This is a genomic window from Sphingobium sp. LMC3-1-1.1, from assembly GCF_040676285.1.
Classification (GTDB): Bacteria; Pseudomonadota; Alphaproteobacteria; order Sphingomonadales; family Sphingomonadaceae; genus Sphingobium.
Genome location: NZ_JBEGHQ010000012.1, coordinates 413,731 through 436,703, shown reverse-complemented (window position 1 = coordinate 436,703; position 22,973 = coordinate 413,731). Strand labels below are relative to the sequence as shown.

The window sequence follows — 22,973 nt, the reverse complement described above, 5'->3', positions numbered from 1 at the left end:
GAAGAATCCGGATTGGCTTGGGTCCAATCCGGTTGCCCCTAGTCTCTCCCTAGGCGTCCTTCAGCAAGCCCGCGATCATCGGCGCGATCTTGCCGACGATGATGGTCACCCCGGCAGGATTGGGGTGGATCGAGTCGGCCTGCATCAGCTTCGGATCACCGATCACGCCATCCAGGAAGAAGGGGTAGAGCGGCAGGTCGTAATCCTTCGCCAGCCGGGGATAGATGGCATCGAACTTCGCGCCATAATCCTTGCCCATATTGGGCGCGGCCATCATACCGGTCAGCAGCACGGGAATATGCCGCTGCTTGAGCTGGTCCAATATGGCGCGCAGATTCTTCTCGCTGTCCTCCGGCGGCAAGCCGCGCAGCATGTCGTTGCCGCCCAGGTCGAGCAGCAGCAGGTCGGGCTTGCGCGGCAGCCCGTCCAGCGTGAAGGCAAGGCGCTGCATGCCGCCCAGGGATGTTTCACCGGACACGCCCGCATTGTGGACCTGAACCGCCAGCCCCCCGGCTTTCAGCGCCTGTTCGAGGCGGAAGGGAAAGCTCTCATTCTGGGCCACGCCATAGCCGGCATAGAGGCTGTCTCCGAAGGCGACGACCAGCTTGCCGTCGGCAACCGGGGCAGCGGTGTTCCGGACCTCCGCCGTCTGTGCCGTGCCTTGGTTTCCCGTGGGCTGGCCCGAACAGGCGGTGAGCAATTGCACAATCGCCATGGCGCCCACATATATCGACCATCTTCCCGCCTTCATGGGGTTCCTTTCGCTGATGCACGGCTCGTCCACCCATGTCCATATTGCGATTGAAGCGCGCAATGTCACCCTTTCGCTCGGCACCCGCGAAGCGCCGACCCTGATCTTGAAGGGCGTGGACCTGTCCATTCCCCAGGGCGAAAGCCTGGCGATCCTGGGACCGTCAGGGTCGGGCAAGTCGTCGTTGATGGCGATCCTGTCCGGGCTGGAGCGTGCCAGCGGCGGCGAGGTGCGGGTTGCCGGGATCGATTATGGTCCGCTGGATGAAGACGCGCTGGCGCGGGCAAGGCGCGGGCGCGTGGGCATCGTGTTGCAGAGCTTCCACCTGCTGCCGACGATGACGGCGGTGGAAAATGTCGCCGTGCCGCTGGAACTGGCGGGATTCACGAGCGCCTTCCCTCGCGCGGCGAGCGAATTGGAGGCTGTGGGGCTGGGGCACCGGCTGCATCACTATCCGGCCCAGCTTTCCGGCGGCGAGCAGCAGCGGGTGGCCATCGCCCGCGCCGTCGCGCCGGCGCCGGACATCATCTTCGCCGATGAACCGACCGGCAATCTGGATGGTGTGACCAGCGCCGCCATCGTCGACCTGCTGTTTGCCCGGCGGGCGGCGAACGGCGCCACGCTGGTGATCATCACCCATGATCCGGCGCTGGCGGAGCGGTGCGACCGCATCGTGGAGATGCGCGACGGGCGCATCGTCGCGGATCGGCGCCCATGACGGATTTGGGTTGGGGCGCCTGCTGGCGGATAGCGCGACGCGACCTGCATCGCGGTTTCCGGGGATTGCGGTTGCTGTTCGTCTGCCTGTTTCTGGGCGTGGCGACGCTGGCGACGATCGGCGGCCTGACCGCCGCGATCACCGGCGAGATCGCGAGCAAGGGACAGCTGCTGCTGGGCGGCGACATTGAGGTGGCGATGTCGCAACGCGAGGCGAGCAGGGCGGAGAAGGCGGCCTTCCGGCGTGACGGGGTGGTGAGCGAAACGATCAGGCTGCGCGCCATGGCGCAGCGCGCGGGAGCGCAACGGGCGGAAGGCGCGGGCCCGTCCGCCGTGCTGACCGAACTCAAGGGCGTGGACGCGGCCTATCCTCTTTACGGCGCGCTGATGCTGAAAGGCGGATGGGCCGGGCCGATGCGCGCCGGTGAACTGGTCATCGGACAGGCGCTGGCCGACCGGCTGGACGTTAGGCCGGGCGACCGCTTGCGCTATGGCACGGCGACCTTCCGCATCCGCGACATCATCTCGGACGAGCCGGACCGGGTGGGGGAGGGCTTCACCCTGGGGCCGGTCGCGCTGACGTCGATGGAGGGCATCAGGCGCACTGGACTGATCCAGCCGGGCAGCCTGTATGAGAGCAAATATCGCATCCGCATGGCGCCCGGCGTCGATGCCGGCGCCGCGGCCGACAGGTTGAAGCGCGTCTTTCCCTCTGCCGGGTTCGAGATCAAGGATCGCGACGGCGCAGCGCCGGGAACCAGCCGTTTCCTCGAACGGATGGGGCAATTCCTGTCGCTGATCGGACTTGCCGCGCTCGCCATAGCCGGGATCGGCGTCGGCAATGGTGTCGCGTCCTATCTGGCGATCAAACGGGACGGCATTGCAACGTTGAAAATCCTGGGCGCATCGTCCGCCGACATCGCCCGCATCTACCTGATGCAGGTGGGCGCGGTTGCGCTGCTTGCCATCGCGTGCGGACTGGCGACGGGCATTGTGCTGCCGCTGGCGCTGACAACGGCGATGCGGGACATATTGCCGGTGCAGCCCGGTTTTGCCGTAGCGCCCTGGCCTTTGATCAGCAGCGCGCTTTACGGGTTGCTGATCGCCTTCATCTTCACCGTTCCGCCGCTGGCGCGAGCGCGGACCCTGCCGGCTGCCGCCCTGTTCCGGGATGTGGTGGACCGGCGGCGCGGCCTGGATCGCGCGAGCATGGTTGCGGTTGGCGCGGCGGGGGCTGCGCTCGTTGCGCTGGCCCTCGGCACGGCGAAGGAGCCGTGGTTCGCGGCGGCGATGCTGGGCGCGGTCGCCGCCGTGCTGACGCTGCTGACAGGGATCGGGCTGCTGGTGCGGCGGATCGCCCGCCGCCTGCCCCCGCCACGCCGCCCGCTGGCACGGCTGGCCGTCGCCAATCTGCACAGGCCGGGCGCGCAGACTTCAGCGCTGGTGGTGGCGCTGGGCCTGGGCCTGACGCTGTTCGTGACGCTGGCGGCGATCCAGTCGAGCCTCAGCGCGGAGATACGCAACACCGTTCCCCGGACCGCGCCCGACCAGTTCGTGCTCGACATTCCGATAGCGGCCAGGGATCGGTTCCTGACGCTGGTCGGCAAGGAGGCGCCCGGCGCCAGGGTCAACATGGTGCCGACATTGAGAGGGACCATCGTCGCCTATGGCGGACGGCGGGTCGCGGACCTCAAGCAGTTGCCGGAGGGCGCCTGGTTCCTGCGCGGTGAGCGCGGCGTCACCTATAGCGAGACCTTGCCGGAGGGTTCAGAGCTGGTGAAGGGCGAATGGTGGCCGCGCGATTATGCCGGGCCGCCGCTTGTCTCGCTGGACCGTCAGGCGGCGGAGGTTATGGGCGTCGGCATTGGCGACATGCTCACCGTCTCGGTGCTGGGGCGCGAGATAGAGGCGCGCATCGCCTCCCTGCGGCAGGTCAATTGGCAGACGATGGGTTTCAATTACATCATGGTCTTCTCGCCCCATACACTGCAAAGCGCACCGCACAGCCTGTCCGCGACGATCACGATGAAGGGCGGATCGCAAGGCGTGATGACGCGCGCCTTGCTGGCGGCCTACCCCTCCATATCCATCATCGCGGTGAGCGAGGTGGTGACGCAGGTCACTCTCCTATTGGGACAGATGTCGGCGGCGATCGTGCTGGCGGGATCGGTCGCGATCCTGGCGGGGATCGCCGTGCTGATCGGCGCCATCGCGGCTTCGCGTCAGGCGCGCGCCTATGATGGCGTGATCTTGAAGACGCTGGGCGCGACGCGCTGGCAGATATTGGGCGCACAGGGGATCGAATATGCGCTGCTGGCCGGGACCGTGGCTCTGCTGGCCCTGGCGCTGGGCCTGGCGGCGGGGTGGTTCGTGATCGTGCGGGTATTCGACTTCCACTGGGCGCCGGACTGGTTGCTGATACTCTCCACGCTGGGCGCGGGCGCAATGCTGACGCTGGGCATCGGGTTGCTGGGATCGATCCCGCTGATGTCGGTGCGGCCGGCAAGAGCGCTGCGGGCGCTGTGAGCTTTGGGTCCGGGTACAGCCGCCGCTCCAGCCCCGTGATCGTTCCTCCCTGCCACGGGGTCTTCACAGGGTGGCGAGGCTCCGAGCCAGATCGACCTGCCTGAAGGGCTTGGTCAGCCGCGGCAGCCCTGGTGAGATGCCGGCATTCTCCGCATAGCCCGAAATCAGCAGGGCGCGGATTTCGGGCTTCAGCGCTCGCGCCTGTTCGATAAGGTCGGTGCCGGTGGTGCCCGGCATCAGATGGTCGGTGACCAGTATGTCGATGTCCGGATCGGTCTTCATGATCGCCAGCGCATGTTCGGCCGAACTCGCCTCGAGCACGTCATAGCCCAGTTCGCGCAGCATGTGCACGGTGCTTGCGCGCACCAGATCCTCGTCATCGACCACCAGAGCGGTCCCATGATCGAGCTTGACCGGATCGACGTCGGGACCGGCGATATTCCTGGTCGCCGCGCTCTCGCTGGTCGGCAGCCACAGGCTGACCGTCGTGCCCTGGCCAACGGTGCTGTCGATGGTCAGGCCGCCGCCCAGCTGCGCGGCGAGGCCGTGCACCATCGACAGGCCAAGGCCGGTCCCCTGGCCCACGCCCTTGGTCGTGAAAAAGGGTTCGATCGCCTTTTCGGCGGTCCGCTGATCCATGCCGACGCCGGTATCCTTCACCGACAGCCTGACATATCTTCCTTCCCGGAAGCGGCTGTCGGCGGCGATGCTTTCGCAGCTTACCTCTATACGAAGCTGCCCCCCATCGGGCATGGCGTCGCGCGCATTCACGGTAAGATTCAGCAAAGCCATCTCGATCTGGTTGGCGTCGGCATGGGCCGCCGGCAGATCGTCCGCCACCGCCAGTTCGACCTGCACGCGCGGGCCGGACGTGCTGACGATCAGGTCGCGCATGTCCCGCACCAGATCGCCTATGTCGATGGCGGTGGGCTGCAAAGGCTGCCGGCGCGCGAAGGCCAGCAGCCTTTGCACCAGCATCTTCGCCCGGTCGGCCGATTGCAGCGCCCCCTCGATCAGTCGCCGCTCCCGCTCCGTGCCCAGTCCTCGCCGGTGGAGCAGGTCGAGGCTGCCCACGATCGGCGTCAACAGATTGTTGAAGTCATGGGCGACTCCGCCGGTAAGCTGGCCCATGGATTCCAGCTTCTGCGACTGGCGCAGTGCCTCCTGCGCCAATTCCAGCTCATGCGAGCGCTGCTGCACGCGCTCTTCCAATGTCTCGTTGAGCGCGCGCAACCGCTCTTCGCTCCGCCGCACGGCGGCCTCCATGCGGCGCCGTTCGGTGATGTCGTTGAACAGCACGGCGACAACGGGTGCCTTGGGGTCGCCCACGCGGAATGCGTAGACATCGTACCAATAGCCCCCCAACGCGTCCGCCCCGTCCTCGAAACGTACGGCCTCTCCGGTGCGGGCGACCCGGCCGTAAATGTCGAACCAATGCTGTTCGTGATCGGGCACCAGCGAGCCCATCCTCTTGCCCACCGCGTCGTTTAGGCCGGTCTGGCGCGCAAAGGCGGGATTGGTTTCGATAAAGAGATAGTCGACGGGCTTTCCCGCCTCGTCGAAGATCATCTCTATGATGCAGAAGCCCGCTTCGATCGAATTGAAGAGGGAACGATATTTCTCCGCGCCGTGATGCAGTTCCTCCAGCCGCGCACGGGCATCATATTGCCGGCGCCGGCCGCGCAATGCCGATCGGGCCAGGCTGATCAGCGTGGTGGGGTGAAAGGGTCTCTCCAGGAAATTGACGTTGCCCAGCACCTCCAGATAGCGCGCCGCCGATGGGTTGCGCTCCAGCCCGCCGCCGCGGCGGGTCAGCAGGATGAACGGGAAATCCGACCATTTGGGCTGGTTCTGCAACCAGCCGACCAGGGGATGCAGGTCGCGATTGTGCAAGGCCTCCTCCGTCACCAGCGCGAAGCCGGCGCCATTGTCGATGCCGCTCAACAATGCGCAAAGATCCTGGCAGATCTGGGTCCGCAATCCCGCCTCGGCCAGCACCGAGGCCGCAATGTCGGCGTCACGCCCGACCGGAGCGAGAATGAGCGCCCGTTCGGACAGATGCGGTATCACGCCTTGTCGTCTTCCAGCAGCGCGGGCGCACTGCCGACGAAATGCGGAACCCCGCGCAGCACGCCCTGAAAGCCCACCAGCGGTTCGCCCAGACGGATGCCGTAGGAGCCGATGCGAAATTCGCGGATCGTGTCCTCATGCGACCCGGTGCGCTTCTTGATGATCGACATGGCGCGGCGCACACGTCCCAGCGCTTCGAAATAGCGCAGCAGGATGACCGTGTCGGCCAGATAGGTGACATCGACTGGCGTCTTCATGTCGCCCACCAGCCCGTGCTGCGCGACCGTCAGGAAGGTCGTCGCCCCCTGCCGGTTGAGATATTGCAACAGCTCGTGCATGTGCAGCACGAGCGCATTTTCCTCCGGCATGGCGGACTGATAGCCGTTCAGGCTGTCGAGGACGACGGTCATCACCCCATGTCGTTCCACGCAATTGCGCACGCGTTGGGAGAATTCGCCGGGGGACAGTTCAGCCGCGTCCACCTGCTCGACGATCAGGTCGCCGCTTTCGACCATGGACCGCATGTCGATGCCAAGGCCGAGCGCGCGGTCGAAGAGCAGGCTCAGCTCCTCGTCGAAGACGAACATCGCCGCCTTTTCCCCCCGCGCGACCGCTGCCGTGACGAAGGTGAGGGCGAGCAGCGACTTGCCCGTGCCCGCCGGGCCGAGGACGAGTACGCTCGAACCGCGCTCTATCCCGCCGCCCAGCAGGGCATCGAGCTCGCCGGAATCGCTTTTCAACATGTCCCGGCGGAAGCTGGTCTTGTGCTCAGCCGACACCAGCCGGGGAAAGACGCGGACGCCGCCCTGCGCAATGACGAAATCATGGAAGCCGCCGCGAAAATGCCGACCGCGATATTTGATGACGCGCAACCGACGGCGTTCCGGGCCATAGCCGGGGGACAGTTCCTCCAGCCGGATGACGCCATGGGCGACGCTGTGCACGGTCTTGTCGGAAACCTCCGCCGTCAGGTCGTCCAGCATCAGCACGGTCGCATTTTGCTTGGAGAAGAAATGCTTGAGCGCCAGGATCTGGCGGCGGTAGCGCAGCGAGCTTTGCGCCAGCAGCCGGATTTCCGACAGGCTGTCCAGCACGACGCGGTCGGGCCGGATCCGTTCGAACGCTTCGAAGATCCGGCGGGTCGTTTCGCCCAGTTCCAGGTCCGATGAATAGAGCAGGCTTTGCCGCTGCTGTTCATCCAGCAGGCTTTCGGGCGGCACCAGCTCGAACAGGTCCACCCCTTCCAACGTCCAGCCGTGGGATGCGGCGCTGTCGCGCATTTCATCCTCTGTTTCGGACAAGGTGATGTAAAGACAACGTTCGCCATGCCGCGCGCCTTCGATCATGAACTGCATCGCGATGGTGGTCTTGCCCGTACCTGGACTACCTTCCAGCAGGAAGACGCGCCCGCGGGTCAGTCCGCCCGAAAGGATGTCGTCAAAGCCATCCACGCCGGAAAGAGCCTGTTCGGTCGAATGGGTCTTCACGTCATCTCCTTTCAGATCAGGAGCATCGGCGATTATCACGGGACGCGGCGGCCCTGAATGCGTTGCAGATTGATTTCGATCAAGTCGATCCGTCCGAATCCTCTCATCCGCCGGGCGTGCCGCTCTTCATCTCGCCGATCTGTTCCCGCGCCTCCGATGCTGCGCGAATAAGTTCATGCCCCGTCTCGTCCGCGGCGTCGGGCGTCATGCTGATCGCGACCCCGTCGGGGCCGTCCAGCATCACCTGTCCTTCCTCGGCATAGGCCTTGCCGGATTCATCAAATACGCCGTCGCGGGGCATGCACCATCCTCTTCCTGTTCGGCAGTTCAGGACGCTTCGCAGGCGGATGTTGTTCCCTCAGCCGCCTATGAACAGATAGGATGGATCATAATCGCAAAGCCGCCGCAGCGCGGCGAGATCGAAGATCGTGACCTTGCCGCGTTGCATCTGGAGCAGCTTTCGTTCCCTCAATTCGCGCAGCATCCGGTTGATATGCACCGATGTCATGCCGCAGGCCTCACCCAGATCGGCCTGCGTCAGCGGCAGGGTGAACCGGCTGCCGTCGCTCAGGCCCACCGCGCGCAGCTTCGCTTCCATCTCGCAGAAGAAATGGCCGATCCGCGCCACGGCGTCGAGCCTGCCAAGGCGGAATATCCACTCCCTGTGCATGGCTGCGTCCAGCAGGGTGCTGAACCACAAAAGCTTGGTCAGATTGGGCCGTTCGGGCAGCAAGCGGTCGAGTGTTTCATGCGGCACCAGAGCGATCCTGCAGGCGCCGAGTGTCGCGACATCATGGTCGAGCCGCCTGAGCGGATAGCCATGCAGGTCGACGAAATCGCCGGGTACATGGACGGCGACGAGTTGGCGCAGGCCATTCCTGTCGTCCATATAGCGGCAGATGAAGCCGTCCATCAGATAGGTGCTGCAGGAGATCGGCTCGCCGGCCTGGGCGATGATCTGTCGCGCATGGGCTTTCCGGACCTGGCTCACGCTGGCCTCCAGCGCCGCGAGATCCTGGTCCGATAACTGCTCGCGGCGACGATTGCGAAGGAAGTCGGCGAAGATCATCCGGCATGTCCCAAGGCATGAGGTCGGCCTCAAGACTTAACAGCAGCCAATGTCGGCGGCCAGCTTCTTCTCTTGCGAACAATGGCTCGCTCTAGCAGCGCGCCGCGGCGTACCGCTATCGGTGAGGGAAGAAGGCGCTAGAGCGTTTTCACTATGAGCGGAAACGCTCTGGTCCTTTGATGCCGCATTTTCCGAACCGTCGACCGTAAAGGGTCAACTTTAAAATGCTCTAAAAAGGCTCGTTGAGCCGCTTCAGCGCGCCTTCGAGCATCTGCGCGTGAACCTGGGGATCGCCATGTTCAAGTTGCAGCTTGCCCAGGGCGATGCTGGTTTCGATCACATCGCGGCAACGATCGAACCGCCGTTCCTGATAGGCGTGGAGTGCGGTTTCGACATCGTCGGTCCGCGCCAGTTCCTCGGCCAGGACGATGCCGCTCTCCACCGCCATGCCCGCTCCCGATGCAAGGTGCGGCGTGGTGGCGTGGACAGCGTCCCCCACCAGCACAATGCGGCCGCTGAACCAGTCCCTGGGCTGCAATGCAGCGGCGAGCGGGCGGTAGTTGATCCAGTCGTCGCTGGTCATGTTGTCGCGGATCCACCCTGCATTGCCGCCGAAATCATGCAGCAGGCCGGTGAGCGTCACGAACAGTTCCTCTTTGTCCATGAACCTGTCCCGCTCCATATGGGGCGTCAGCATCCACATGTAGACGCGGTCGGGCGCGCAGGCTGTGATGCCGCAGGGATTGGCGTGGCCAAGGAAGAATTCGCCCATCTGCAGTTCGGGTGGTTTGCGGATCGAAATGCGCCAGCACCCCTGGCCGGTCATCTTGGCCGGTCCCATGTGCGGGAAGGCGATGTCTCGCACGGCGGAAAATATGCTGTCCGCGCCCACGACCAGATCATAGCGGCCCTCGCTCCCGTCGGAGAAGCGGACATTGACCCCACTGCCGTCGTTTTCAAGCGCCGTCACCGTCAGCCCGAGGCGGACCGGGATGCCAAGCTCACCCACGCGCTTTTGCATGATCTGGTGCAGCACCGGACGCATGATACCGCCGGTCGCGGGCAGCCCCTCCTCGATCACTGGTTCGTCGAGATCGAGGATATGCGTTCCGTCATAGCGGAACAGGCGCGTCTTGCTGGTGATCGCTCCCTTCTGCTTGATCTGGTCGAGCAGGCCGAGGCGCTTGTAGGCGCGCAATGTGGGGCCGGTGATCGTGATCCCCGCGCCATAGACGCGCCAGTCGGGATCCAGATCGATCAGCTCTGCCTTCACGCCGCGTTCGGCAAGGCTGATCGCGCTTGCCATTCCGCCGATACCCCCGCCCACGACAAGCGCCGTTGCGATGCTTTTGATTGCCGCTTCAGTCATGCCCTCTGCATGAACGGAGCATGGGCAACAGGCAAATTGGAACAATGGATAGGAACCCATCCACGCGAACGGTGCGATAGAGAGGACGAGGGTGCAAGGGCGCCCTTCTCCGCCACGGTCGGCAAATGACCCGCGTCCAATCCTACCAGGCGGTCGCCCCGGCATCGACCGAAAAGTCGGCCCCGGTGACGTAGCGCGCCTCGTTGCTGGCAAGCCAGGTGGCGCACCAGCCGATGTCGGAGGGCTCTCCGATCAACTTGAGCATGTTCTTGGACAGCACGATGTCGAGGAATTCGGGATGCGCGTCGAGATGGCGCCCGGTTGCTTCGGTCCGGATAAAACCGGGGGCGATGGTGTTGGCGCGGATGTTGTGTGGGGCGCCTTCCATCGCCAACTGGCGCGTCATGGCCAGGACTCCGCCCTTGCCGGCGCAATGGGCGAGGGCGGGCGAGCCTTCGAGTGCCTTCCACGCATTTGCGCTGGCGAAGTTGATCACGCTCGCCGCCCCGCTGGCCTTGAGCCATGGCCAGGCCGCACGGGTGGGAAGAAAGACGATGTCCAGTTCGGCGTCGAGCGTCTTCCTCCAGTCGGCATAGGTCAGGTCCTCGATCCAGGCGAAGACGGCAAAGGCCGCCGCGTTGAGGAGGATGTCCACCTTGCCGAACTCCGACCCGATATCGGCGAACAGCGCGTTGGTTGCCGCTTCGTCGAGAAGGTTGCAGGCGCGATCGGCATCTTTAAGATCGACGCCGATCACCGTCGCGCCTTCCGCGGCGAAGATTTCCGCGCAACCCTTGCCGATGCCGTTGCCGGCGCCCGTGACCACGGCCACCTTGCCTGCCAGACGGTTTGCCAATGTCCTCTCCCTCGATCTGTTCCGCGCCCGTGACGCCCTGATACCATCTGGGTAGCCTAATAGGCTGCAGCTCCGTGGGAAAATTCGAATTGTCGATGGAAAACCATCCATGCGCAAGGTTCGTGCAACCTTCGCCGTGCCGTTGCGGCGCATACATTCGAACCATGGATAGGAATGCATTGATACAAATGGCGGGAGTTTCGGCCTGAAAGCCTCTATCCCGTCTCCAAGCAAAATATCGTGAAAGGGGAGGGGAATCCTTATGCGCACAGCATTTCTGGTCACCACGGCAATGACGGCGATCGCCCTTGCTTCGCCCGCATTCGCCCAGGAGGCGCAATCGGCGGCATCGGACAATGGCGGCATCAGCGAGATCATCGTCACCGCGCAGCGCAAGGAAGAATCGCTGCAGAAGGCCGCTCTGGCGATCGACGCGGTCTCGGGCGACGATCTGGCCCAGCGCGGCATCGCCAGTGCGACCGACATCACCAAGGCTGTTCCGGCAATCTCCTTGCCATCGCCGGGCGGCAACATCTCGTCCATCTTCATTCGCGGCGTCGGCAATGTCACGACCAGCAGCTATAATGATCCGGCAGTGACGCCGAGCTATGACGGCGTGGTGCTGGGTCGCGGCGCCGGCGTTTTCGGCGCGGCCTTCTATGATCTTGCGCGGGTCGAGGTGCTCAAGGGGCCGCAAGGCATTCTCTATGGCCGCAATGCCACCGGCGGCGCGGTGAACATCATCCCGAACCGGCCGGTCATAGGCCGCAATGGCGCCGGGTTCAACGTGAGCGCTGGCAACTACGATGCGGTCGATGCCGATGCCTATGTGAACCTTGGCGTCAGCGATATCAGCGCGCTGCGCCTGGGCGCGGCTTATGCGGTGCGCGACGGTTACAATCGCGATGGAACCGATGACCTGCGCCGCGGATCGCTGCGCGCGCAATTCCTCATCGAGCCTTCCAACGATCTCTCGCTTCGCATCGGTGCGGATTATACGCATCTGGGCGGCAGGGGCGTGGGCGGATCCTATGTCGGCGGCTATGCGCCCGACGGCGCGGGCGGCTATGCCTTCTTCCCGTCGGGTCTGGATGCCAGCGAAGGGTTCAATACGCCCGCCGCCAATGCCTTCCGCAACCAGAATCTTGGCGCCCCGGCATTTGCCTTCCTCAGCGCGATGAACAGCGACCAGCGGCAGGACAGCACCTATTGGGGCGTGAATGCAGAGCTCAACTGGACGACTGGCATCGGCAAGGTCACGATCATCCCCGCCTATCGCGAGAGTGAGGACCACTCGCTGTTCTACGGTCCTGCCTTCAATACGGCGATGACGAACGAAAAAATCCGCCAGACCAGCCTGGAGGCGCGGCTCGCCGGCAAGACCGGCATGTTCGACTATGTGGTGGGCGGGTTCTTCTTCAATGAGAAGATCGATGCCAACAACCAGTATAATCAGGAGTTCGTTCTCCCGATCGTCAATTATCGGCACAAGACCGACAGCTATGCCGGATTTGGCCAGCTGACCGCCAATATATCAGACCGCTTCCGGTTGATCGGCGGCGCGCGCTATACGCATGACAAGAAGTCGATCAATGGCCTGATCAACAACTTCATCACCTTCTGCGGCGGTCCGCCCCCGGCGTTGGTGACGCCGCCTGCCTCCTTCGGCATCGGCTGCGCCACGCCCGGCAACATGCCCTATTATCCGAACTTCCTGAACACCACGGATACGATAAACTGGCTGAGGACCAACAACTGGATCGCGTCGGGCAGCACGGATCAGGCGGGCTATCAGGTCTTCCCGTTGCTGACGGGCGCGGGCGCCATTTTGAAGACCTACAATCCAGTGGTGGACAGCAAGGGTTTCTCGCGCGTGACCTGGAAGGGTTCGGCCGAGTTCGACCTCAGCCCACAGAATCTGCTCTATGCAACGGTCGAGAGCGGCTACCGTGCCGGCGGCCTGCAGATGACGGAAAGCAAGACCAGCTACAAGCCGGAGTTCATCACCGCCTACACGATCGGTTCGAAGAACAGGTTCTTTGACAATCACGTCCAGCTCAACCTCGAAGGCTTCATCTGGAAATATCGTGATCAGCAGATCACCTATTTCACCGTCGATACTTCGGGCACGCTGATCAATTCGAACGAAAACGCCGGTCGGGCCACGATCAAGGGCTTCGACGTGGATCTACTCATAAAGCCGACGGGTCGCACCACACTTAATGCCAAGGTACAGTATCTCGATAGCAGATATGATGACCTTCACCTCTACACTGCCGCGCCGCGTGACAACTTCAATTGCCCGTACACCTTCACCGGCGGCACGGCCGGCGGCGCGCCGGTCAAGGACTTCAACTGTTCGGGCAACCCTCTGCTGTTCTCGCCCAAATGGACGGTCAATCTTGGCGCGGAACAGATCGTGCCGCTGGGCGAAAAACTGGAACTGGTCGCCAATGTCGATACGGCATGGCGCGACCGCCAGTGGGGAGGATTTGAATATCTCGCGTTCGAGAATATTCCCGCCTACTGGACGACGGATGCAGCGCTGACCCTGCGTGATCCCAGCGGTGGATGGTCGCTGACGGCATATGTCCGCAATCTCGAGGACAAGCGCCGCAACCTCGCTCCGCAGGCGTCCCCTCTGGGCATGGCGGTCGGCCACTTCTCGGCACCGCGCACCTACGGCCTGCGTCTTTCCGGCAATTTCTAGGGGCATGCCGACGTGAATATCCTGCTGACCGGGGCCGGCGGATTTGTCGGGCGGGAACTTGGCCGCCTGCTGGTGGGCGCCGATCACGCGCTTGTCGGGATCGACACGGATGCCGGGGGGATTCCCGCCGGCATCCGTGCCGTTGAGGGGGATCTTGCCGATCCTGCGGTTCGGGCCGAAGCGCTCGGCACCGGCTGCGACGCGCTGATCCACCTGGCCACGGTGCCGGGCGGCGCGGCGGAGGCCGACCCGTCCGCTTCGCGCCGCATCAATGTCGACGCGATGTACGACCTGCTGGTCGAGGCTTCGGCGCTGAAGCCCGGTCTTCGCGTGGTCTATGCCAGCTCCATCGCGGTGTTCGGCGATCCCCTGCCAGCCCAGGTCGATGATGCCACGCCGCTTTCACCCAGGATGATCTATGGCGGGCACAAGGCGATGATGGAACATGCCGTGGCCATGTTTTCCAATCGAGGCCTGATCGATGGGGTGACCGTGCGACTGCCCGGTATTCTCGCCCGGCCAAAGGGGCCGTCGGGCATGAAGTCGGCCTTCATGTCGGACCTGTTCCATGCGCTGCGGGCGGGGGAGGGGTATACTTGTCCCGTTTCCGCCGCTGGCAGCATCTGGGCGCAGTCGGTGCGGCAATGCGCGCGCAACTTCCTTCATGCGCTGACGCTGGATTCCGGGCTGATGCCGCCGACCCGCGCGGTAACGCTGCCTGCTCTGCGCATCAGCATGGCGGACCTTGTCGCGGAAATCGCGCGGCAATGCGCCGTGTCGCCGGACCTTGTGCGCTATGCGCCGGACGCGGCACTTGAAGCGGCTTTTGCCGCGCAGCCGCCGCTCGCCACGCCTGCGGCCGAGCGCGCCGGCTTTGCGCATGACGGAGACCTTGCTACACTTGTCTCCAACGCCCTCGCAACGATCTGAGGGCGATTGGAGATGGCGATGCGATTCGGACGGCTCGACCTCAACCTGCTGGTGGCGCTCGACGCGTTGCTGACCGAGCGCAGCGTCAGCCTGGCGGCAGATCGCCTGTGCCTGTCGCAGTCGGCCACGTCCAGCGCGCTTGGGCGATTGCGCGAATATTTCGGCGACGAACTGCTGGTGGTCAAGGGACGCAACATGATCCTGACGGCCCGCGCGGAGGAGTTGATCGACCCCGTTCGCGCCGTGCTGGAACAAATCCGGACCACGGTTGCGGTCGCGCCGCCCTTCGACCCGATGACGACGGACCGCATGATCCGCATCATGGCCTCGGATTATTCGACCGAGGTGCTGTTGGCCGGCGCTCTGGCCGAGCTGGAGAAGGAAGCGCCGCAGATGCGTTTCGAAATTCAGCCGATGAACGACAGTCCGATAGAGGCGATCGAGCGGGGCTATGTCGATCTGCTGCTGACGATCGACTATGCCATTTCGCCCGACCATCCCAGCCAGCTATTGTTCGAGGACGATTATGTCGTGGTCGGTGATCGCAGCAATCCGGCGATGAACGAACCGATGACGCGCGATCTCTATTTCCGGCTTGGCCATGTTTCGCCCCGCTTCGGCAAACAACGGGTTCCGGCATTTGAGGACTGGTTCGTGCGTCGCCAGAAGCAGCAGCGCCGTATCGAGGTGATCGCGCCCACTTTCCTCTCGCTGCCCGGCCTGATCGTCGGCACCAACCGCATCGCGACGATGCATCGGCGCATGGCGGATATCGTCGTGCGGTCGAGGCCGCTGGTCATGCGCGAAATCCCATTTGCCATCCCACCGATCCGCGAAAGCGTGCAGTGGAACATCGCAAACAGCAACGACCGCGCCCTGCGCTGGGTTACCGAGCGGCTTCAGGCCGCGGCAATGCGAGAGGTGCCGGCGCCGGAGGGCAATGTCGTGACGCTCAATGCCGTCAATGAGATTGACCTCAACGAGATCGAGGCCGAATACCGCATGAACCACCCCCAGCGTTAAGCCCGTACGGACTTCCGCGCTGATCCATCTGTAACGTCGATAGCTTGGGTCCGGAAACTTGCGTTTCCGGACTTGCCTCCGCTTGGGCATGGATATGTCCTGAAACAAATTCGGGAGAAACCATGTCCCATCATCTTACCCCCGCAGTGCTAGGTGTCGAAGCCGTCGTCTTCGGTGTCGCCGATCTTGCCGAACACACCCGCTTCTGGACCGATTTCGGCCTGCCATTGGAATCGGCAAGCGAAAGCGAGACCGTGTTCCGACTGCAGTCGGGCAGCCGCATCATCCTGTTGCAGCATGGCGATGAGCGGCTGCCGTCACCTGATCCGTTCCCCGGCGATGGCGTGAAGGAGACCGTGTGGGGAGTGGACACGGCCGAGAATCTCGATCGGATCGCGGCGAGCCTTGCCAGCGAGGTGACGGTCACGCGCGATCCGGACGGCACGGTCCGTTGCGTCTGCCCCGACGGCCAGCCGATCGCGCTGCGCCCGTGGGACAAGCGTCCCGTGGTATCGGAGGCGAGCCCCGTCAACACGCCCTCCAACTGGCCGCGCTTCAACCAGCACCGTATATGGCGCAAACGCGCGATCCCAAAGACCATCAACCATGTCGTGTTCTTCAGCCCGGACTATGTGGGCAGCTTTGAATTCTACGAACGGCACCTGGGCTTCCGCTATGTCGACCATTCGAAGGGGACCGGCATCTTTGCGCGCGCGGGCGGCACGTTCGAGCATCACTCGATCTTCTGGGTCAATTGCGACCTGCCGATCGCGCCGGATCATTTCAGGTTCATGCACATCGCCTTCGGTTGCGACGACATTGACGAGGTCATGCTGGGCGCCAACATCATGGACAACAAGGGCTGGAAGAACACCACGATGAACACCTCCGGCGGTATTTCGCGCCATCGGATTTCCAGCGCCATCTATTATTATTGCGAGATGCCCGGCCATGCGGGCGAGGCTGAATATCATGCCGACACCGACTATCTCGACGACAACTGGGTACCGCGGGCGTGGGACTTCAAGTTCGGTTCGCTGCTGTGGTCGCATAATGCGCCGGCCATTTTCCGCGGCGACAACATTCCCTGGGACATGACCTTCGATGCCGATCGCAGCAGCTTCGAACCGTTTCGCCGTGCACGGCAGGGCAAGCAGCCAATCGAGGGGGATCTCTCCCGCCTCACGGCCGATGACGAGCACGCGATCTGAATGGCAGGAGGGCAACAGCGGCGATCAGCGCCGCCGTTGCCCTCCTGCTTGTGGACCTCAATCCGCTTGTCCTGACCGGCAATCGGTACCGAGCCAGGAAATAGCTCCCGTCTTTTGATGCCGCATTTTCCGAGCCGTTGACCGTAAACGGTCAAGTTGGAAAATGCCCTAGCGCATCTCGGCGAAAGTCTGCGCACACCAGTCGGCGATATAGTCGCGCATGCCGGTGCCGTTGTCGGCGCCGCAATGCTCCACCTCGAAATCATCCTTGGTGAATATCCGCAATGTTCGCTTGGGGCTGTTCACCGCCTGATCGTAGCTCATCTCAGCATTGTAGGCCGGAATCTGCCGGTCGTTTTCGCCATGGGTGATCAGGAACGGAACCTTGATCTTCGCAACCTGCCCATCCAGCGTGATCTGGTCGGCATATTCCAGGAAGGCATCGCGATCATCGATGCCGAATACCCACATCACATGATCCCAATAATGCGGCACCGGGTTCTCGCCCTCATTGGCGACGCGTTCGCGCTGGCGCTGGCCCCAGACATGGTTCGCGCCCATGACCGCGCACAGGGCATAGCGTGGGTCGTTGGCGGCGATGCGCGGCGCGTGATAACCGCCGAAGGACAGGCCGAAAATGCCGATCCTTGAATGGATCACATCGTCGCGGGTCAGCAGATAGTCGAAGGCGGGGCTGCCCCAGCGTTCGGCATCGTAGACGGCGGCCAGATTCCGCTTGCGGATCGCCTCGCCTGTGCCCGGCTGGTCCACGAACAAGGTGTTCATTCCGCGTGCGAGATTGACCGCGCCGTGGCCAGCCATATTGACCTGCTCCTTCATGGAGTCCAGGCCATTGACCGAAACCAGCGCCGGACGTGGCGTGCCCGATCCATCGTGCACGAAGATCGCCGGATAGCTTGTTCCCTCATAGGGGATTTCGACCTTGTCGACATGCAGGCCGCTGAGCGCGCTGCCCCTGTGATAGAGCTCAAGGCCCTTGTTATAGGCTGCCCAGCGTGGGGCATAATCGCGGCTCTGCAGGCGCTCGGCGCCAAGATAATAGCCGGACGCGCGCAGATATTTGGCCCCTGCGGAAAGCAGGAAGCCCTCGGCCTCGTCCCTTTCGGCATTGCGCGCAACCTGATCGGCCACGGCGATCCAACTGTCGAAAAGTTGGGACGATCCGGCATCGGCCCCGGCCTTTGCCGCCTCCCGCACGGGACGGCATACTTCGTCCAGTTCGCCGTGATTGCCCCCGGCGATCAGGGCAAGGTTGATGCCAAGGTTCCAGATGTAATTTCCGGGAAAGGGTTCGAACATTGCGATAAGTCCTGTGCTGTGCTCAGACGGCGGGGGCTAGGATGGCGGTTCCGGTCATCCGGCATGACAACGCCGGTAATCCTGGTGATCGGGCGGCATGTTCACTGAGCTGCGGCAGCATCGGCCGCTTCGCCAGATCGCCATGAATCTCCCCGCGCGGTTGTTTGCAATCATGCTGCCCTTGCAACAGGTCACGGCGCGCGACCATCGCATTATATCGATGGCAGGCTATCGACCAAATGCCTTTGTCCTGTGCACGCAGGCTGCATGACGGTGGTGTTCAGCATCATGTTCCGTCGCTGATCAATGTCCCGCCATCCACCACCAGATTCTGTCCGGTGACGAAAGCGCCGGCGGCCGAAGCCAGGAAAAGGGCTGCCCCGGCAACCTCATGAACTTCCCCCGGTCGGCGCAGCGGGGTCATGGCCATGCGCCGCTGCATGAAGGCAGCGTCGGCCAGCAGCGGCGCCGACAATTCGGTGCGGATGAAGCCCGGTGAGATTGCGTTGACGCGTACGTTGCGCGGCCCCCACTCGACCGCAAGATTGCGGGCCAGTTGCGCCACACCCGCCTTGGCGAGCGCATAGGCGTTGATGGCGCTGTTACCGCGCAGGCTCGAGAGGCTAGAAATAAGGATGGTGCTGCCGCCGCCCCGCGCCGCAATATGAGGCAAGGCAAGGTTGCACAGCGTCACCTGGCTCCGCAGGTTTATCGCCATGACCTGATCGAAATCGTCCATGTCGACCGTGGCGAAAGGGCCGGGGCGACCCGTGATCCCCGCGTTGCAGACCAGAATGTCGATTCCGCCATGATGATCGGCCGTGCCATGGACCAGCTTCTCAAGCTGCCTTGCATCGGTGACATCGGCGGGAATGGCCAGCGTGCCCATCTCCTGGCCGACACGGTCGCAATCGTCCGCATTTTCGCTGGAGATCACCACCTTCGCGCCTTGATCCTGAAGGGCGCGGGCTATCGCCAGGCCAATGCCGCGCGTTGACCCGGTGATGATCGCGACCTTGCCGTGCAGGTCGAACAGGTTCAATGCGCCGCTTCCGGCTTGTCTTCCGGCAAAGGCCGGCCGTCATGAAGATAGGCGGGCGCCTCGATCAGGACGAAAGCGATCCGGCACGGCTTGTCCGAAACGTTGCGCCAAAGATGATTGGTCCCGCGCTGGATGATGATGCCACCTTCGCCTATGCGCGTTTTCCGGCCGTCATCCAGTTCCAGCTCGACCTCGCCCGACATGACGATGCCATAGTCGATGCTGTTGGTGCGATGCATGGGGGACTGCTTTCCGGGCAGCATGTCGACGATGCGGATCACCGACCCCCTGTTCAATGTCAGGCCAGCATCGCGTTCGCGGCCGTCCGTCTCGTCATTATTGTCGGCCGGGACTGTTTCGGTCGTCCAGAGCAGGAGGAAGGCTGCGTCGCCCGATGGAATCATCCGCGTCGGGGTCATGTCCTCGGACTTGAAGATGGCGCGCCCCTGCGCATCATGGCCCGTGACGACGCGTTGCACCAGGGGCAGGCCGGAGTCGCTCAATTCAGTCATCGGGGCTTCTCTTCCTTGTGCCATGCGGCAAGCGATGGGGCAGGTGGACCGTGATGGTCAAAGCCAATATATGGATAGTCGGCCTCCATAAATTCGATTTGACCTGCACGTCGGCAACCTCAGCCGACAACGGCCTCCTTGCGTCCGGCCTGGCGCATCGGACCCTTCGCGCGTCCCGTTCGTATAGTGGGTTCCATAATCAGGAGATGATCATGACCGATGCGCAGAAGCTGAAGGAACATCTGTGGGCCCGCATGTCGGACAGCCCGTTCATGATGATGGGCCTGACGGGCGGCGGGCAGCATAGCGAGCCTCTCACCGTTCAGTTGGACAGGGATCAGGTGGACACGCTCTGGTTCTTCATCGGCAAGGATAACCGTCTTGCCGGCGGCGGCGCGGCCATGAGCCAGTTCGTGTCCAAGGGGCACGATTTCTTCGCCTGCCTTGCTGGACGCGCGCGTATCGACAATGACCCGGCGATGATCGACAAGCTGTGGTCGACGACGGTGGAAGCCTGGTTCCCCGGTGGCAAGTCCGATCCCAATCTTGCCCTGTTGCGTTTTGACATTGACGAGGCTGAGCTGTGGGAAGCGGATGTGTCGCTGACCGGAAAGCTGAAGATGCTGTTCGGCGGCAAGATCCGCCCGAGCGAGGAGGGCAGCCACGCCCGCGTCGAGACGACAGCGACCTGAATTTCGCCCCGGTGGGCCGTGGCGATATTCGGCAGGGCGGTTCTCCCGACGTGCTCGAAGGAGGGACGCGACCAGGGAGTCGCGGCCCTCCTTTGCTTCATGCTGGCCTCATGCTGCGTCCACCAGGACAATCTCGCTGTCCTCGATGGCGGTGACGCGGATGACGTCCATATCGCTGATGGCCGCGCCGTCGCGGGCGTTGATCCGGACATCGTCGATCTGGATCGCGCCGGTCGCCGGCACTAGATAAGCCTTGCGATCACGACCGATCGGATAATCCGCGCTCTCCCCGGCCTTCAGCGTCGCGGCAACCACCCGCGCATCCGTGCGGATCGGAAGGGCATCATGATCATTGTCATAGCCTGAAGCCAGCGTCACGAACTGACCGGTGCGATCGCCCTTGGGAAAGGGCCGGGCGCCCCAGCTTGGCGCTTCGCCGTTGCGGGTGGGCATGATCCAGATCTGGAAAATCCGGGTCGTCACATCCTCCAGATTATATTCCGAATGACGGATGCCCGTACCGGCGCTCATCACCTGCACGTCGCCCGCTTCGGTGCGGCCCTTGTTGCCAAGGCTGTCCTGATGCGTGATCGCGCCTTCCCGGACATAGGTGATGATTTCCATGTCGCGGTGCGGATGCGGCGGAAAGCCGGTCTGGGGGGCGATGGTGTCGTCGTTCCAGACGCGCAGATTGCCCCAGTGCATGCGGGCCGGATCATGATAGTCGGCGAAGGAAAAATGGTGCTTGGCGTTCAGCCAGCCGTGATTGGCGCTGCCGAGGCTGTCGAAAGGACGCAGTTCGATCATGTCTTGTCTCCTGATCGGGTGGGGACCGGAAATGGCCTCGCCCTGTTGAACATCTCTTTACAGCGGACCGGCTTTCCCGTTCAGTGGGATAAATTGCATCAAACCGTTCGAGAAAATGGAAGATTTGATCAGGCTCCTGCGTTGGCGATCCGGATTGAAATCCAGCCATTGCGGCTGACGCTTCAGGATGAGGGGAGTGATTTTCCGCCTGCACGAACGCCATCACCTCCTCCGGCGTCATTTGCGGGCCGGTGCGGTAACCGACATTGGCCGGATCACGACGGTCCCTTGACCGGGACCGGGCTGAGCGGCTTGACCTCGCGAATGATCACCAGCGTCTTGAACGTGCGGATGCCGTCATTGGCGGCGAACAGGCGCTGCGCGAGATTGTCATAGCCCTCCATGTCGCGGGCCACGATACGTAGCGCAAAGTCATGATCCCCCGTGACGTTCCAGGCCTCCAGTATCTCAGGCTCGTTGCGAAATATCTCCATCATCTCGTTCATCGTGCGCGCGCTTTCGCGTTCCAGCGAGACGAGGACGATCATCGACAGGGGCCAGCCCAGATTTCGCGGGCGTACGATGGCGACCTCGCGTTCGATGATGCCGATTGCGCGAAGGCGGCGTATGCGCCGGTAACAGGCGGGAGGCGACAGGCCGACGGATTCCGCCAGTGCGGAGACCGGCCGCTGCGCATCGGCCTGCAACAATTCGATCAGCTTTCTGTCGAACGAATCAAGGGGATCATTTTTCATCGCTCGTGCAGGATATGCGATAAATTTTATCGAAAAAGGGACAAAAAAGAACGCACTTATCCGGCCCCTTGCGCTAGCAGGCTGGCAATCGTCCACAAATTTCGAGTGCTGCATGTCCTGTGTTGCTGCGCCGCGGCCCACCACCGCGCGCGTCGATCCCGTCGCGCTGGGAGCGCTTTCTCTATCCCTTCTGTCGGTGACCTGCGGCGCCTCCTTGGCCAAGCGGCTGTTTCCGCTGGTCGGGCCCGAAGGCGCGACGACGCTGCGCCTCATCGTGGGTGCGGTCATCCTTTCGCTGGTGTTCAGGCCGTGGCGGCTGGACTGGCGCGCGGGTTGGCGCCCCCTGCTGGCTTATGGCGTGGTGCTGGGCGTCATGAATCTGTCCTTCTACAATGCCCTGGCCCATATTCCGCTGGGCCTTGCCATAGCGATCGAATTCACAGGCCCCCTGGCCGTGGCCTTGCTCACCTCGCGGCGGAAGCTGGACTTTCTCTGGATCAGTCTTGCGGTGGCGGGCCTGGCCAGCCTGCTGCCGCTATGGGGCGCATCGTCCCGGATGGACGGGCGTGGTATCGCTCTGGCGCTTCTGGCCGGGGCATGCTGGGCCGGCTATATATTGATCGGGCGGCATGCCGGGCGCATCCATGGCGCGGCGGCCTCGGCCGGAGGCATGATCGTTGCAGCCCTGCTGATCGCGCCGGTCGGGCTGGTCCATGCCGGTTCTGCGCTGTTGAGGCCGGAGGTGCTTCTGCTTGGCGTAGCCGTGGGCATCGTCTCCAGCGCCATTCCCTATTCGCTGGAGATGGTCGCGCTACCCCGGCTACCCGCCAACACATTCGGTATTTTGATGAGCGCCGAGCCCGCCGTCGGCGCCATCATGGCGCTGGTCCTGCTGGGCGAGGTACTGACGCTGTCCCAATGGATGGCGATCGGCCTCATCATCTGCGCTTCCATCGGCACTGCCGTCACCGGCCGATCGGGTGAGGTGATGGAACAGCCCTGATACCCTGCGGATCGGCCGCGAAGGTCCATCACACACATGGTGTTTTGGCGCGAAGGGGCGGTTGGATTGACCGGCCGACGTCTTTCTGGAACCCCATTGCCCCAAACGGCCATGATGCCGGGG

Annotated in this window: 21 protein-coding genes; 9 read left to right on the top strand and 12 right to left on the bottom strand. The window is 63.4% G+C overall.

Annotated features, from left to right (window positions below; translation table 11 throughout):
* Positions 1-49 precede the first annotated feature (49 nt).
* Positions 50-751 (bottom strand): arylesterase, encoded by a 702-nt coding sequence (locus MRBLMC3_RS12215; protein WP_363829106.1) that lies wholly within the window; start codon positions 749-751, stop codon positions 50-52.
* On the opposite strand from MRBLMC3_RS12215, the gene MRBLMC3_RS12210 reads away from it, so the two are divergent.
* Together MRBLMC3_RS12210 and MRBLMC3_RS12205 are read left to right on the top strand one after the other, a co-directional pair.
* Positions 750-1,469 (top strand): ABC transporter ATP-binding protein, encoded by a 720-nt coding sequence (locus tag MRBLMC3_RS12210; protein WP_414714646.1) that lies wholly within the window; start codon positions 750-752, stop codon positions 1,467-1,469. The two genes, MRBLMC3_RS12215 and MRBLMC3_RS12210, sit on opposite strands and share 2 nt — an antisense overlap.
* Positions 1,466-3,994 (top strand): ABC transporter permease, encoded by a 2,529-nt coding sequence (locus tag MRBLMC3_RS12205; RefSeq protein WP_363829104.1) that lies wholly within the window; start codon positions 1,466-1,468, stop codon positions 3,992-3,994. Before MRBLMC3_RS12210 ends, MRBLMC3_RS12205 begins: the two co-directional genes overlap by 4 nt.
* A gap of 63 nt (positions 3,995-4,057) precedes the next feature.
* Here MRBLMC3_RS12205 and MRBLMC3_RS12200 read toward each other — a convergent pair whose 3' ends face one another.
* The 6 genes from MRBLMC3_RS12200 to MRBLMC3_RS12175 all read right to left on the bottom strand — a co-directional run bounded on the left by MRBLMC3_RS12200 (position 4,058) and on the right by MRBLMC3_RS12175 (position 10,845).
* Complete coding sequence (locus MRBLMC3_RS12200; protein ID WP_363829101.1) at positions 4,058-6,064, bottom strand: hybrid sensor histidine kinase/response regulator; 2,007 nt, start codon at positions 6,062-6,064, stop codon at positions 4,058-4,060.
* Positions 6,061-7,551 carry an ATPase domain-containing protein gene (locus MRBLMC3_RS12195; RefSeq protein ID WP_363736395.1) on the bottom strand — a complete coding sequence of 497 codons (1,491 nt, stop codon included), beginning with the start codon at positions 7,549-7,551 and terminating at the stop codon, positions 6,061-6,063. The genes MRBLMC3_RS12200 and MRBLMC3_RS12195 overlap by 4 nt, the downstream gene beginning before the upstream one ends.
* Positions 7,552-7,654: 103 nt before the next feature.
* Positions 7,655-7,852, bottom strand: a complete 198-nt coding sequence (locus tag MRBLMC3_RS12190; protein ID WP_363736393.1) for a hypothetical protein — start codon at positions 7,850-7,852, stop codon at positions 7,655-7,657.
* A gap of 57 nt (positions 7,853-7,909) precedes the next feature.
* Positions 7,910-8,620, bottom strand: a complete 711-nt coding sequence (locus tag MRBLMC3_RS12185) for a Crp/Fnr family transcriptional regulator (protein WP_363829098.1) — start codon at positions 8,618-8,620, stop codon at positions 7,910-7,912.
* A gap of 229 nt (positions 8,621-8,849) precedes the next feature.
* Positions 8,850-9,989, bottom strand: a complete 1,140-nt coding sequence (locus tag MRBLMC3_RS12180; RefSeq protein ID WP_363736390.1) for an FAD-dependent monooxygenase — start codon at positions 9,987-9,989, stop codon at positions 8,850-8,852.
* 142 nt (positions 9,990-10,131) lie between these two features.
* On the bottom strand, positions 10,132-10,845 hold the full coding sequence (locus MRBLMC3_RS12175; protein ID WP_363736389.1) for an SDR family NAD(P)-dependent oxidoreductase: 714 nt from the start codon (positions 10,843-10,845) through the stop codon (positions 10,132-10,134).
* A 262-nt stretch (positions 10,846-11,107) separates the two neighbouring features.
* Here MRBLMC3_RS12175 and MRBLMC3_RS12170 point away from each other — a divergent pair, with 262 nt between their 5' ends.
* From MRBLMC3_RS12170 to MRBLMC3_RS12155, 4 genes are all read left to right on the top strand, one after another.
* Positions 11,108-13,555, top strand: a complete 2,448-nt coding sequence (locus tag MRBLMC3_RS12170) for a TonB-dependent receptor (RefSeq protein ID WP_363829095.1) — start codon at positions 11,108-11,110, stop codon at positions 13,553-13,555.
* A 12-nt stretch (positions 13,556-13,567) separates the two neighbouring features.
* Entirely contained in the window at positions 13,568-14,485 is a 918-nt protein-coding gene (locus MRBLMC3_RS12165) for an NAD-dependent epimerase/dehydratase family protein (RefSeq protein ID WP_363829092.1), read from the top strand.
* 12 nt (positions 14,486-14,497) lie between these two features.
* Positions 14,498-15,508 carry a LysR family transcriptional regulator gene (locus MRBLMC3_RS12160; protein ID WP_363736385.1) on the top strand — a complete coding sequence of 337 codons (1,011 nt, stop codon included), beginning with the start codon at positions 14,498-14,500 and terminating at the stop codon, positions 15,506-15,508.
* Positions 15,509-15,630: 122 nt separating this feature from the next.
* Positions 15,631-16,719: a VOC family protein gene (locus MRBLMC3_RS12155; RefSeq protein WP_363829089.1), complete on the top strand. Its 1,089-nt coding sequence runs from the start codon at positions 15,631-15,633 to the stop codon at positions 16,717-16,719.
* Positions 16,720-16,887: 168 nt separating this feature from the next.
* Here the strand turns inward: MRBLMC3_RS12155 and MRBLMC3_RS12150 are convergent, their stop codons facing one another.
* Positions 16,888-18,039, bottom strand: coding sequence for an alpha/beta hydrolase family protein (locus MRBLMC3_RS12150; protein ID WP_363829086.1), 1,152 nt, complete (start codon positions 18,037-18,039; stop codon positions 16,888-16,890).
* Positions 18,040-18,136: 97 nt separating this feature from the next.
* Here MRBLMC3_RS12150 and MRBLMC3_RS12145 point away from each other — a divergent pair, with 97 nt between their 5' ends.
* Positions 18,137-18,310 (top strand): hypothetical protein, encoded by a 174-nt coding sequence (locus MRBLMC3_RS12145; protein ID WP_363752331.1) that lies wholly within the window; start codon positions 18,137-18,139, stop codon positions 18,308-18,310.
* Between the two features lie 15 nt (positions 18,311-18,325).
* On the opposite strand, the gene MRBLMC3_RS12140 is transcribed toward MRBLMC3_RS12145, so the two are convergent.
* Together MRBLMC3_RS12140 and MRBLMC3_RS12135 are read right to left on the bottom strand one after the other, a co-directional pair.
* Entirely contained in the window at positions 18,326-19,081 is a 756-nt protein-coding gene (locus MRBLMC3_RS12140) for an SDR family NAD(P)-dependent oxidoreductase (RefSeq protein ID WP_363829083.1), read from the bottom strand.
* Positions 19,078-19,593: a cupin domain-containing protein gene (locus MRBLMC3_RS12135; protein WP_363736380.1), complete on the bottom strand. Its 516-nt coding sequence runs from the start codon at positions 19,591-19,593 to the stop codon at positions 19,078-19,080. The genes MRBLMC3_RS12140 and MRBLMC3_RS12135 overlap by 4 nt, the downstream gene beginning before the upstream one ends.
* A gap of 212 nt (positions 19,594-19,805) precedes the next feature.
* Here MRBLMC3_RS12135 and MRBLMC3_RS12130 point away from each other — a divergent pair, with 212 nt between their 5' ends.
* The gene (locus tag MRBLMC3_RS12130) at positions 19,806-20,285 is read left to right on the top strand and encodes a pyridoxamine 5'-phosphate oxidase family protein (RefSeq protein ID WP_363829080.1); all 480 of its coding nucleotides are present in this window, start codon (positions 19,806-19,808) and stop codon (positions 20,283-20,285) included.
* 108 nt (positions 20,286-20,393) lie between these two features.
* Here MRBLMC3_RS12130 and MRBLMC3_RS12125 read toward each other — a convergent pair whose 3' ends face one another.
* Together MRBLMC3_RS12125 and MRBLMC3_RS12120 are read right to left on the bottom strand one after the other, a co-directional pair.
* On the bottom strand, positions 20,394-21,092 hold the full coding sequence (locus MRBLMC3_RS12125; protein WP_363736377.1) for a pirin family protein: 699 nt from the start codon (positions 21,090-21,092) through the stop codon (positions 20,394-20,396).
* 275 nt (positions 21,093-21,367) lie between these two features.
* Positions 21,368-22,069: an Lrp/AsnC family transcriptional regulator gene (locus tag MRBLMC3_RS12120; protein WP_363829077.1), complete on the bottom strand. Its 702-nt coding sequence runs from the start codon at positions 22,067-22,069 to the stop codon at positions 21,368-21,370.
* Here MRBLMC3_RS12120 and MRBLMC3_RS12115 point away from each other — a divergent pair.
* Complete coding sequence (locus tag MRBLMC3_RS12115) at positions 22,062-22,850, top strand: EamA family transporter (protein WP_414714642.1); 789 nt, start codon at positions 22,062-22,064, stop codon at positions 22,848-22,850. The genes MRBLMC3_RS12120 and MRBLMC3_RS12115 overlap by 8 nt on opposite strands.
* Positions 22,851-22,973: the final 123 nt, after the last annotated feature.